Source organism: Duganella callida, from assembly GCF_004614165.1.
In the GTDB taxonomy this organism is placed as follows: Bacteria; Pseudomonadota; Gammaproteobacteria; order Burkholderiales; family Burkholderiaceae_D; genus Rugamonas; species Rugamonas callida.
The window spans coordinates 1-11,688 of the sequence record NZ_SPVG01000116.1; the positions used below are offsets into that span (position 1 = coordinate 1).

The window sequence follows — 11,688 nt, forward strand, 5'->3', positions numbered from 1 at the left end:
GGACCTGTGCTTGCGCGACTGGCGCCACCGCGGCGGGTACGACTGCCGTCGCCACCGCCGCCTCATTGGCATCCGCGGCGGCGGACGCCGGTCAGCGCCAGCGGCCAGCGACTGGCCTGCTGGCGCGCTGGCTGGCGTGGCGCTGGTCGGCCTGGGCCTCGCCGCTGCTGCTGGTGGCGTTGTGGTCCATCGCCACCTGGCTGGACTGGGCGCCGGAGCAAATCCTGGTGTCGCCGCTGCAGGTGCTGCGTACGGCCTGGGAACTTGCCGAAAGCGGCGAACTGCGCGAGCATCTGCAAACCAGCCTGCTGCGCCTGGCCGGCGGCTTCGTCATCGGCGCCGGCGCCGGCATCGGCTTCGGCCTGCTGCTGGGACTTTCGCCGCGGCTGCGCGCCTACACCGCGCCGACCTTCCACATACTGCGCCAGCTGCCCTCGGTGGCGCTGATCCCGCTGTTCATCCTGCTGTTCGGCATCGGCGAAAGCTTCAAGATCTTCATCGTGGTCAAGGCGACCTTCTTCATCGTCGCCCTGACCGTGCACGACGCCGTGGCCAGCCTGTCGACGCGTTACATCGAGGTGGCGCGCATTTATGGCTTCACCCGTTGGCAGCAGGTGCGGCGGGTGGTGCTGCCGGCCATTGTGCAGGCCACACTGACCGGCGTGCGCATCGCCTTGAGCCGTTCCTGGATGGTGCTGGTCGGCGCCGAACTGCTGGCCGCCGACAACGGCCTGGGACAAATGATGGAAATGGCGCGCCAGATGTTCCGCCTGGACGTAGTGATGGTCGGCGTGGTGCTGACCGGCGCCATTGGCTTTGCACTGGATCGCGGCTTGCGCTGGCTGGAAGCGCACCTGATGCGCTGGCAGCGCAATGGCAGGGAGACCGAATGAAAACGCAAATCGCATTGAATACCGCCAGGGGCCTGTTGCTGCCGCTGGTCTTGCTGGGCATCTGGGAATGGACATCGCGCCAGGGCGCCGGCGCGGCTTACGTGTTCGTGCCACTGGAGCAGCTGGCGCGGGGCCTGATCGCGCTATTGCGCAGCGGCGAACTATGGCTGCATCTGCGCGCCAGCCTGCTGCGCACCCTGCAGGGACTGCTAATCGGCGGCACGCTGGGCATCGCCACCGGCACCTTGATGGCGCAGTCGCGCGTCGCCGACCGGCTGATCGGCCCACTGTTCCACAGCATCCGCCAGGTGCCGTTGCTTGGCCTGGTGCCATTGCTGGGCCTCTGGGTCGGCAGCGGCGACGCCGCCAAGCTGCTGGTGGTGGCCATCGCCGCGTTCTATCCCACCGTGCTGAATACCGCCGAAGGCATGCGCCGCGTCGACCAGTCCTATCGGGAAGTTGGCCGCATGCTGACCCTGACGCGGGGCCAAACCTTCCGTCGCCTGCTGCTGCCGGCCGCGCTGCCGGCGATCGTCACCGGCGTCACGCATGCGCAGGCTTTCGGCTGGCTGGCCTGCGTCGGCGGCGAATTGCTGTTCGCCGCCGGGCCGGGCATCGGTTCGCTGCTGATCAACGCGGAGCAGGGCGGCCGCATGGAAGTGGTGCTGCTCGCCGTGCTGGCGATCGCAATGCTGGCGCAGGCCATGAACTTCGTATTCCAGCGCGCCACGCGCCTGCTGGTGCACGGCCGGAGCACGCTGTGAGCGCGCCGTTGATCGATGCCGCCGCAGCCGGCGCAACGCCGGCAGGTGCCACCGCCATTGCATCGACCGCCCCCACGGCCAGCACGGCGGCTAACCTGGCGGCCAATGCTGCGCCGGCCAGGATGGCCGACCGCGAGATATGCCGCTTCCTGACCGGCTTTGTCGGCCTGACGCTGCTATCGGGAATGACGATCGGTATGAACAAGGTACTCAGCACGCTGCTGGGCATCCACCTGGGCGTCAGCAACCTGCAACTGGCGATGATCAGCAGCGCCGAGACGTTTGCCATGGCGCTCGGCACCATCCCGGCCGGCTACATCCTCGCGCGCGGCAATCCGAAATACCTGTATGCGGCGGTCAGCCTGACCTTGTCGGCGGCGTTCTGCGCGCTGCCCTGGCTGCCCGGCTGGCAGTGGGTGGCGTCGCTGATGTTTTTGGTCGGCCTGTGCATCTCGCTGCGCATCGTCGCCATGAGCACCGTGTTCCTGGTGCGGCTGCCGGAGATCGGCCAGTCCAAAGCCGGCTGGTATAAAGGCACGCTGACCCTGGGCATGCAGTTCGCCGGTCCGCTGACCGGCAACTACGCCATCGCCAACATGGGGCTCAAAGCCGGCTTCCTGGTATCGGCCGCCATGTTCGCGCTGCTGGCCTTCCTCGGCTGGCACGTAATGCCGGAGACTTCGGGACGTCGACCGGGTGCGGGTTCGGCGGCGGGAAGCGGCGGTCACACTGGCGCGCGCTCCGGCGCGCACGCCGCCACTGCGACCGTTGGCGTGGACGGTGCGGGCAGTGCGGCTGCCTCGGGCGGCGTGGCATCGAGCTGGCACGAGCTATGGCGCCTGCCGGCCGTGCGCACCACCTATCTGTTCGAGATCCTGGCCAGCTTCACCGCCTCCAGCGTCGGCGTGTTTTCGCTGCTGCTGGCGATGCGCGTGCTGCATTGGCCGCACCAGCATGCGGTGTGGCTGATGGCGGTGCAGGGCCTGAGCTTTGTGGTGGTGCTGCTCGGTCTCGGCAAGCCGGTGTTGGGCAGTCCGCGGCGCGACCGCATCTACGGCGGCGCGCACCTGGCGATCATGCTGGCGCTGCTGCTGCTTGGCACGCTGCCTTACACCGCCACCTATCTGTTCGCCTCGGTGCTGCTGGGCCTCGGGCTGGGCGTGAACGCGCTGGTCAACACCGACCGCATCGGCCGCGCGCCAGTCGACAAGGCCAAGGTGTCCTCGCACCTGACCCTGTTCGGCATGGTCGGCGGCACCGGCGGTGCGCTGGCTGCCGGCCGGCTGGCCGACAGCATCGGCCTGCAGCATGTATTTCTGGCCTGGCTTTTGCCATGGCTGGCGGCGTGGTGCTTCTATCACCTGCGCCGCGTATTCCCCAAAGGAGAACTCAACGCATGAACGCCCCGATCAACTTCACCGCATCGCAGCTGCTGCCGGCCGCACCACAGCGCGCTGCGCGCAGCGGCAGCCTGCACATCGAGCATGTCAGCAAATCATTCCAGCTGGCGGGCGGCCCGCTGCTGGTGCTGGACGATATCTCGCTGACGGTGGCGCCGGGCGAATTCGTCGCCATCGTCGGCGGCTCGGGTTGCGGCAAGTCGACCTTGCTGCGCCTGCTGGCCGGCCTGGATACTGATTACCAGGGACGCTTGCTGCACGACGGCCGGCCGATCGCCGGCACCAGCCTGCAGCGCGGCCTGGTGTTCCAAGACCATCGCCTGTTCCCGTGGCTGACGGTGGAGCAGAACGTGGCACTGAGCTTCACCAACACCAGCGTGCCGGCCGCGGAACGCAAACAGCGCGTGGCGGCGGAGATCGCGCGCGTCGGCCTGGACGGCTTTGCCGATGCCTACCCGCACCAGCTGTCGGGCGGCATGTCGCAGCGCGCGGCGATCGCGCGTGCGCTGGTCGGCCGTCCCGACGTGCTGCTGCTGGACGAGCCGCTGGGCGCGCTCGACGCGCTGACCCGTGTGCGCCTGCAGCAGGAACTGCGCCGCCTGTGGCAAGACGAGGGCATCACCATGGTCATGGTCACCCACGACATCGAGGAGGCGGTCTATCTGGCCGACCGCATCGTGGTACTGGAAGCGCGGCCCGGCCGCGTCAAACGTATCCAGCCGGTGCCGCTGGCGCACCCGCGCCAGCGCGGCCACAGCGAATTCGTCGCCATCCGCGACGGCCTGCATGCCGATTTCGGCGACCGGCGCGACGCGCCGCCGACCGCCGGCGCGGGCGCCGCCGCCACATCCACCCCGCCATGGGGCGCCGACGATTGGGCGCGCCGCCTGGCCTTGTAAAACTTAACCTGAAGGAGAACCTCATGAGCAATCCCCTCGATACCTTGTGGTACACCCGCTGCCCGGTGCCGACCGGCCTGGGCATCGCCGTTCAGCAGGGCTGGCTGGAACAGGCATTCAGCGCCCAATCCACCGCCATCCGTTCGCTGCGCGAGTCCAACGACGAAGCGGTGCGCGAATCGCACTTCGACCACACGCTGCAAAACTCGGTGCGCCACGGCGGCAATATCCCGGCTCTGTGGGCCAGGGCCGACGGCCGCGATACGCGCGTGCTGGGACTGTCCTGGGCCGACGAGACCCAGCGCATCCTGGTGCTGCCGGACAGCGACATCAAGACCGTGCGCGATCTGAAGGGGCGCCGTTTCGGGCTGCCCTTGTGGCGCAAGGCGCAGATCGATTTCGCCCGCGCACAGGCGCTGCGCGGCCTGGAGAACGCGCTCAGGCTGGACGGCCTGCATGTCCACGATGTGACACTGTTCGATTACGAGATCGGCGTCAGCCAAAGCGCGCGGCCGGCCGAGCAACTGGGCGGCGCGCACGTGTTCAGCGGTGGCCACGCGCAGAATCCTGAACTGCTTGGCCTGCTGCGGCGCGAAGTGGACGCCATCTTCCTCAAGGGCGCCCATGCGGCGCAGGTGGCGCAGCAGTTCGGCCTGCGCACCGTCATCGACACCGGCGCCCATCCCGATCCGCTGATCCGCGCCAATAACGGCACGCCGCGCACGCTGACAGTGGATGCCAATCTCCTCGACCAGCATTTCGGCGCGGCCGTCACCATCGTCGAACAGGTGCTGCGCGCCGAGGGCTGGGCGCAGCAGCATCCCGACGACACCCGCCGTTTCCTGGCGCGCGAGACCAACAGCAGCGAGTTCTTCGTCGCCAAGGCGTACGGCGAGGACGCGCACCTGAAGCTACGCACCGACTTGTCGGCGCACTCCATCGCCGGGCTGCAGGACTTCGCCGACTTCCTGCACCGCTGGCAGTTCCTGCCAGCGGCGGTCGACGTGCGCGGCTGGATCGATGCGCGGCCGTTGCAAGCGGCGCTGGCGCAACGCCAGCAGGCTGCGTGATGAATGCGCGTTTGCTGGCCGGCGCGGCCAGTCTGGCAGTCGTGATCGTGGTGGCGCTCACGCCATGTCTGGCGCGCGCGCAGGCGCAGCCGGCCGCGCTGCGCATCGCCACCACCGGTTTCACCGAGAACGGCAAGAGCGCCTTTGCCGGCGTGGCTTACCGCGTGCAGCAGGAAGGCTGGCTGGCGGCCGAACTGCAGAAGCGCGGTACGCGGCTGGAATGGGTCACCGTCACCGGCGACACCGGCGCCACCATGAACGAAGCGTTCGCCAGCAAACGCATTGACTTTGCCGCCTATGGCGACCTGCCGTCGGTGATCCTCAACGCCGGCGGCGTGCGCACCCAGGTGGTGGTGCCGGCCGGTCGCGGCACCGACGTGTTCCTGCTGGTGGCGCCGGGTTCGCAGGCGCGCTCGATCCGCGACCTGAAAGGGAAGCGCATCAGCGTGCACCGCGGCCGGCCGTGGGAACTGGGCCTGCGTCACCTGATCGCCGACAACGGCATGTCGGTCAACGACTTCACGCTGGTCAACATGGACATCAAGCCGGGCGCCGCGGCGCTGGCCACCGGCCGGGTCGACGCCCTGTTCGTGCTGAGCGGCGATGCGCTGGAAGACCGCGGCGCCGGCCGCATCATCTGGAGCAGCAAGGGCAGGCCGGAACGCAAGATGCGCGCCGAACTGTGGGGCCGCCAGGACTTCACCCAGGCCAATCCGGCGCTGACGCAACTGGTGGTGACCGCCTGGCTGCGCGCCCAGTACTGGGCGGCGCAGGACGCCAACCGCGACGCCTTCCTGCGCGACGCCACCCGCGCCGGCGTGCCGGAGCGCGTGGTGCGCCGCGCTTACGACGATCCGCAACTGGCGTGGAAGGAGCGCTTTTCGCCGCTGTACGATGGGCTCGTGTACCGCCACTACCGCGAGGTGCTGGCGTTCGCGCGCCAGCAACAGCTGGTGCGCAGGGAACTCAAGGCCGAAGAACTGCTGGAGCCGCGCTTTGTCGACGCCGGCCTGCGCGAGCTCGGTCTGAGCGATTTCTGGCGACAGGAGAAGCACGAATGACACAGGAGCGCAAGCCGGCCACGATCTGGTATTCGCGCGGATCGATACCGACTCCGCTCGGCCTGAGCGCGCAGCTCGGGCTGTACGACAAGGAGTTTGCCGCCGACGGCATCACCATCAAATCGCTGCAGGACTCGGACAATCCGGCCGAACTGGCCTCGCACTTCGAGCACAATCTGCCCGACTCCTTCCGCCTGGGCGGTGCGGTGCAGCCGATCTGGGCACGCGCCAAGGGCCGCGACACGCGCGTGATCGGCATTTCGTGGATCGATGAATACCAGGTGATCCTGGCCTTGCCGGAATCCGGCATCGTCACGCCGCGCGATCTGAAGGGGCGCCGACTGGGCTTGCCGAAGCAGCCGGCCAATGCAGACGGCGTTGACGTCAACCGCGCCGAAGCCCTGCGTGGCCTGCTGGTGGCGCTGGAGACCGCCGGCCTGGGCCACCCCGACGCCGAATGGATCGATGTGGCGGCGCGCGTCAACGCCGTGGCGGAGCCGGACAGCGACATACGGCGCGGCGCGCCGCACCGCTACACGGCGCTGGTGCACGCGCTGGTGCGCGGCGAAGTCGATGCGATTTACGTCAAGGACGTGCGCGGCGCCGAAGTGGCGCACCTGCTGGACGCGCGCGTGGTGCTCAACCTGGGCTTCCATCCGGACCGCTGGGTGCGGGTCAACAACTGCACCCCGCGGCCGCTGACGGTCAACGCGCTGACCCTGCGCCAGCACCCGGACCTGGTGCGCCGCTTCCTAGGCAGCATCGCCTCGGTGGATGCCTGGGCGCGCCGCAATCCGGGCCAGGCGCTGAGCCATATCGCCCGCGAGACCAGCTGGAGCGAGTCCTGGGTGCGCTTTGCCTACGGAGACCGGCTGCACGAAAAACTGGGCGTCAATCTGGCCGACGACGCGCTGACGGCGCTCGAACAGTTCAAGCGTTATCTGCTGCAGTGGCAGTTCATCCAGCGCGATTTCGATCTGGCCGGGTGGATCGATGCGACGCCCTTGCGTTCCCTCGGTCTGGCCTGATGCGGCGCGCCGTGGGAATTGGATAGATTTGCCGGTGCTGAACTCCGCTATGCTGCGTGCATTCTTTTGCTCATGGAGTGCCGCGCATGAAACTGATCGCCCTGATGTGCGCCCTGGCCGTGGCGCCGCTGGCGCGCGCCGAGGACAGCTTTAACCACCAGGCTTACGCCGACACCGACCGCTGCGCGCCGGTGCGGCCGGAAGGGGCGGCCGGCAGCGGCAAGGGAACCGTGAAGATGGCCATCCTGGTCGGCCGGGACGGCGCGGTGCGCGCCGCGAAGGTGGTGCGATCGAGCGGTCACCCGCAACTCGACGCGGCCACGCGCGAGGCTTACCTCAAGTGCACCTTCCACGCCGCCATGACGTATGGCCAAGCCCGGGAATCGTGGATCATCCTGCCGTATAAATGGCGCGCGGCCGATTAACTGAGCGCCTTCAGGCGTTCCAGTTCGGCCAGGAAGCGTTGCGCCGCCAGCGCCGGCGGCCACGGTTCCCAGGCGGTGCCGCCGTAGACCGGCTGCAGCGGGTCGTGCTGCAACGGCGGCACGCCGATCTTCAGGGTCTGCGCGATCTCCGTGGCCGACCAGCCGGTGACGTGCAGCGCCTCGCTGGCGGCGGCCAGGCGGTCGGCCAGCTTGTGCGCCGCGTGCTCCTTCGGCGTCCAGCGCGGCAGGCCGTAGCGCAGGAACACGGCCGCCTCCAGCTTCTGCGACAGCAGCTTGAACGCCTCGCCCATGAAGGGCTTGAGCGGCGAGACGCAATCAAATCCCAGCAGTCCTTCCTCGGCGTCGTGCAGCAGTTCGCGCAGCGCGTCCAGCGGCGCCAGCGTCAGACCGGCGGCGTGGCAGGCGGCCGCGCGCACGTGCATCACGGTCAGCGAATGCTGCGCCACCGACAGCGGCAGCGGCCAGGCCGAATGTCCGCCCCAGCGGTAGGTGCGCGCCAGACCCAGCGCCAGGTCGCTGTCGTCCCAGTCGAACGGGGTCGGATCGAGCAGGTCCAGCCGCCGCCCCGACGGCATGCGCACCCAGGCGCGTTGTTCTTGATGTTTACTGGCCATGGCCCATTTTAATACACTCCGGCGTACCCAACTTTCCACTTGAATCGTATGGCGACCAGACCTTCTTACATTTACCAGGGCGGCTCGGTGCTGATGCACTCCCCGCTGCAACTGAAGAACGCCGAGATGCGCGGCTTTTTCGTCAAGGGCGGCCTGGCACAGCTGCAGGCCACGCTGGACGGCACGCTGAACACGGTGGCCGGCACGCGCATGCGCTTCAAGGCGCTGTCACCGTACGTGCTGATCACCTTCACCCAGGTCGCCCACGCCGATTCGGCGGCGCCGGTCGATCATGCCAAGGGCTGGATCAGCGAAATCGACATCGTCACCTGGATTATGGTCGGCGCGATGGACGAAAACGGTGAGCTGGCCCACATTTACTACTATCCGGCGCATATTTTTGTCGACGACGCGATGGCCCTGATCAATGGCCGCGAGCTGTTCGGCTATCCCAAGTATTTGTGCGAGTACGAGATCGGCGAGCAGCGCTGCGCCGTGTCGGCCAAGGGCTTCCACCCGTTCTCGCCGCAGACCCGGATCGCCATGCATCCGCTGCTGGAGGTGAACGCGGTGCGGCCGGGCGGCGGCGGCAAGCCGGTGGCCAGCCTGCTCGATCTGATCGAAGAGGCGATCAAGTTGTTCCTGTCGATTCCCGATTTCTTCAACCTGGACGTGGCGGGCTGGGAAGAGATCGTCTCGCTGCTGCGCAATCCGCGCATCGACCAGATCTTCCTCAAGCAGTTCCCCGACAGCGCGGGGCTGAAGGCGGTGTACCAGGCCATCGTCGCGGCGCCGGCCACCATCGACAAGATCCACAGCGGCGCACTGCTGGACCACGAATACGAGGCGGTGCTGCACGCCTTCGACAGCTTCCCGCTGAACGACACTCTCGGTCTGCAACTGGGCGCGCAGGCGGCCATCCTGCCGTACCGGCTGAATTTCGATTTCACCGCGCAGCCTGGCGCGGAGCTGGTCGACAATTCCGCCGTCGCGCCCCAGAAGATCGCCATCCTGGGCGGCGGCGTGGCCGCCATGGCCACCGCGTACTATCTGAGCGATCGGCCCGGATGGCAGAACCAGTACGAGATCACCGTCTACCAGCAGGGCTGGCGCCTGGGCGGCAAGGGCGCCAGCGGGCGCAACGCGCAGCTGGGCCAGCGCATCGAGGAGCACGGGCTGCACATCTGGTTCGGCTTTTATTCCAACGCCTTCAAGATGATCAAGGCGGCGTACGCGGCGCTGGACCGGCCGCCCGGCGCGCCGCTGGCGACCTGGCGCGACGCGTTCAAGCAGCACGACTACGTCGCGCTGTCGGAGCGCGTGGGCGAACAGTGGCGCAACTGGTCGATCGTGTTCCCGACCCTGCCGGGCGAGCCGGGCGACGGCGATCAGAAAATCACGCTGTGGCAGATGGCGTTGGCGATGGTCGGCTGGATCGAGCAGTGGATACGCAGCCTCGATCATCTTACGCGCGAGATGGAACTGCCGCCGCATCCGCATCACACCGGCATCATTCCCGACTGGCTGTATCACCTGGCCGAAGGCGTGACCTCGTCGGTGCACGAACTGCTGGACGACGTGCAGCTGCTGGCCGGCGCCCTGTCCGGCATGGTGTTCAACCTGCCGCCCGACGCCGCCGAGCACACGGACGGGCAGCACCGGGCGCTGGCGGCCGCCATGGCCGGCGTGCGCGGCAAGCTGCAGGCGCGCTACGCGCACCTGATCGCGCAGGCCGGCAGCGACGTCGCCGACGACATCCGCCGCCTGTTCATCTGCCTGGAGCTGGGCATCACCGTGATGAAGGGCGTGTTCGAGGATGGCGTGGTGCGCCACGGCTTCGACGTCATCAACGACATCGACTTCCGCGACTGGCTGCGCAAGCATGGCGGTGACGAGCAGCTATGCGTGAACGCGGCGCCGGTGCGCGGCTTCTACGACCTGATCTTCGCCTATGAGGGCGGCGATTTCGACAAGCCGAACGCGGAAGCGGGCACCCTGCTGCGGGCCATGGCGCGCATCGGCCTGGCCTACAAGGGCGGCATCATGTTCAAGATGCAGGCCGGGATGGGCGACACCATCTTCACGCCGCTGTACCAGGTGCTGCGCGCGCGCGGCGTCAAGTTCAAATTCTTCCACAAGGTCGAGGAACTGATCCCCGACGGCGACGCCATCGGCAGCATCCGCCTGACCTCGCAGGTGCGCCTCGCCCAATCCGGGGTCAGTTCTGCCAATCGCACACGGGCTCATGTACCAATGGCAGAACTGACCCCGGATTACGATCCGCTGGTGGCGGTGAAGGGGCTGGATTGCTGGCCGAGCGTGCCGCTGTACGAGCAGATCGACAAGACCCAGGCCGCGCTGCTGCTGGAAAAGCAGATCAATCTGGAGTCGCACTGGAGCGACTGGCCGGAGGTTTACCGCGCGGCATTCGGCCGCGATCTGCCGACGGTGACGCTGCAACGCGGCGTCGATTTCGATCAGGTGGTGTTCGGCATTTCGGTCGGCTCGCTGCCGCTGCTGGCGCCGCGGCTGCTGGCGCAAAGTCCGGCGTTGCTGGCGACGTCGGCGCAGGTGAAGACGGTCGCCACGCAGGCCTACCAGGTGTGGCTGGACAAGGATCTGACGCAGATGGGCTGGGCCTATCAGCCCGGCGGCCAGCAGCCGGTGCTCAGCGGCTTCACCGAGCCTTTCGATACCTGGGCGCCGATGGACCAGCTGCTGGCGAGCGAGGATTGGCCGCCACCGCTGGCGCCGCGCAACGTATCGTATTTCTGCAGCGCGCTGCCGGTCGATGCCTATCCGCCGGTCAGCGATCACGGTTTCCCGCAGCGGATGGCCGCTGTCGCCAAGCAGGGCGCGCTGAATCAGCTGGGGCGCGAGATCGCGTCGCTGTGGTCGGCGGCCGGGCCGGCCGCGGCGTTCCCCTGGCAATGGCTGGTCGACGGCAGCGGCGCCACCGGCGTGCAGCGCTTCGACGCGCAATACTGGCGCGCCAATGTCGATCCGTCCGAGCGCTATGTGATGTCGGTGGTGGGCAGCACCCGCTACCGGTTGCGCACCGACCAGTCGGGGTTCGCGAATCTGTTCCTGACCGGCGACTGGATCAAGACCGGCATCAACGCCGGCTGCGTCGAGGCGGCGGTGATGGCCGGAATGCAGACGTCGCGCGCGATCAGCGGCCATCCGGCCGTGATCGAGGGCGAGACGGATTTTTGAGCGCGGCATGCTGCGCTTGGCGCCCCGCGCCGGCCGCCTCGCGACGGCGCGCCGGCGTGGGCGCGACAGGCCCGCATGGCGATGCCGGCGCGCGGTGCCGCCGCTGTCGGCGCCGCAGCGCGGACTGGCGACGCGCTACAGCTGCTTGTAGTAGAAGGTGGTGCCGCAGTAAGCGCCGTCCGGCGTGAGCGCGTAGTTGGGGACGGAGCCCGCCGCCTGCCAGCCGGCGCGCCGGTACAGCCGTTCGGCGTCGCCGCCGGTGACGGTGTCCAGCACCAGCACGGTCTTGCCGGCCTG

At 68.1% G+C, this 11,688-nt stretch carries 10 protein-coding genes and 1 pseudogene; 9 read left to right on the forward strand and 2 right to left on the reverse strand.

All coding sequences use genetic code 11. The features are described from left to right. From E4L98_RS11590 to E4L98_RS11625, 8 genes are all read left to right on the forward strand, one after another. Positions 1-893 (forward strand): ABC transporter permease (locus E4L98_RS11590; RefSeq protein ID WP_205746705.1); only part of this gene is annotated, 893 nt, incomplete at its 5' end. Then, on the forward strand, positions 890-1,657 hold the full coding sequence (locus E4L98_RS11595; protein ID WP_135201717.1) for an ABC transporter permease: 768 nt from the start codon (positions 890-892) through the stop codon (positions 1,655-1,657). The genes E4L98_RS11590 and E4L98_RS11595, both read left to right, overlap by 4 nt. Then, positions 1,654-3,057: an MFS transporter gene (locus E4L98_RS11600; RefSeq protein ID WP_135201718.1), complete on the forward strand. Its 1,404-nt coding sequence runs from the start codon at positions 1,654-1,656 to the stop codon at positions 3,055-3,057. The genes E4L98_RS11595 and E4L98_RS11600 overlap by 4 nt, the downstream gene beginning before the upstream one ends. Further along, the gene (locus E4L98_RS11605) at positions 3,054-3,956 is read left to right on the forward strand and encodes an ABC transporter ATP-binding protein (protein ID WP_135201719.1); all 903 of its coding nucleotides are present in this window, start codon (positions 3,054-3,056) and stop codon (positions 3,954-3,956) included. The genes E4L98_RS11600 and E4L98_RS11605 overlap by 4 nt, the downstream gene beginning before the upstream one ends. Positions 3,957-3,979: 23 nt before the next feature. Beyond that, complete coding sequence (locus E4L98_RS11610) at positions 3,980-5,026, forward strand: ABC transporter substrate-binding protein (protein ID WP_135201720.1); 1,047 nt, start codon at positions 3,980-3,982, stop codon at positions 5,024-5,026. Then, the gene (locus E4L98_RS11615) at positions 5,026-6,087 is read left to right on the forward strand and encodes an ABC transporter substrate-binding protein (RefSeq protein WP_135201721.1); all 1,062 of its coding nucleotides are present in this window, start codon (positions 5,026-5,028) and stop codon (positions 6,085-6,087) included. The genes E4L98_RS11610 and E4L98_RS11615 overlap by 1 nt, the downstream gene beginning before the upstream one ends. Further along, positions 6,084-7,115 (forward strand): ABC transporter substrate-binding protein, encoded by a 1,032-nt coding sequence (locus E4L98_RS11620; protein ID WP_135201722.1) that lies wholly within the window; start codon positions 6,084-6,086, stop codon positions 7,113-7,115. Before E4L98_RS11615 ends, E4L98_RS11620 begins: the two co-directional genes overlap by 4 nt. An 86-nt stretch (positions 7,116-7,201) precedes the next feature. After that, positions 7,202-7,540 carry an energy transducer TonB gene (locus E4L98_RS11625; protein WP_135201723.1) on the forward strand — a complete coding sequence of 113 codons (339 nt, stop codon included), beginning with the start codon at positions 7,202-7,204 and terminating at the stop codon, positions 7,538-7,540. On the opposite strand, the gene E4L98_RS11630 is transcribed toward E4L98_RS11625, so the two are convergent. Next, a complete protein-coding gene (locus tag E4L98_RS11630) occupies positions 7,537-8,175 on the reverse strand; it encodes a phosphohydrolase (protein WP_229257360.1) in 639 nt (212 codons plus the stop codon). The genes E4L98_RS11625 and E4L98_RS11630 overlap by 4 nt on opposite strands. 48 nt (positions 8,176-8,223) lie before the next feature. On the opposite strand from E4L98_RS11630, the gene E4L98_RS11635 reads away from it, so the two are divergent. Further along, positions 8,224-11,391, forward strand: coding sequence for an NAD(P)-binding protein (locus E4L98_RS11635; protein ID WP_135201724.1), 3,168 nt, complete (start codon positions 8,224-8,226; stop codon positions 11,389-11,391). A 135-nt stretch (positions 11,392-11,526) separates the two neighbouring features. Here the strand turns inward: E4L98_RS11635 and E4L98_RS30655 are convergent. Then, a pseudogene (locus E4L98_RS30655) lies at positions 11,527-11,688 on the reverse strand (GNAT family N-acetyltransferase); the annotation flags it as partial.

Excerpts from the sequence above, each read along its gene's own strand:
- E4L98_RS11595 (WP_135201717.1), top strand. The coding sequence starts at position 890 with ATGAAAACGCAAATCGCATTGAATACCGCCAGGGGCCTGTTGCTGCCG.
- E4L98_RS11605 (WP_135201719.1), top strand. The coding sequence starts at position 3,054 with ATGAACGCCCCGATCAACTTCACCGCATCGCAGCTGCTGCCGGCCGCA.
- E4L98_RS11610 (WP_135201720.1), top strand. The coding sequence starts at position 3,980 with ATGAGCAATCCCCTCGATACCTTGTGGTACACCCGCTGCCCGGTGCCG.
- E4L98_RS11615 (WP_135201721.1), top strand. The coding sequence starts at position 5,026 with ATGAATGCGCGTTTGCTGGCCGGCGCGGCCAGTCTGGCAGTCGTGATC.
- E4L98_RS11620 (WP_135201722.1), top strand. The coding sequence starts at position 6,084 with ATGACACAGGAGCGCAAGCCGGCCACGATCTGGTATTCGCGCGGATCG.
- E4L98_RS11625 (WP_135201723.1), top strand. The coding sequence starts at position 7,202 with ATGAAACTGATCGCCCTGATGTGCGCCCTGGCCGTGGCGCCGCTGGCG.
- E4L98_RS11630 (WP_229257360.1), bottom strand. The coding sequence starts at position 8,175 with ATGGCCAGTAAACATCAAGAACAACGCGCCTGGGTGCGCATGCCGTCG.
- E4L98_RS11635 (WP_135201724.1), top strand. The coding sequence starts at position 8,224 with ATGGCGACCAGACCTTCTTACATTTACCAGGGCGGCTCGGTGCTGATG.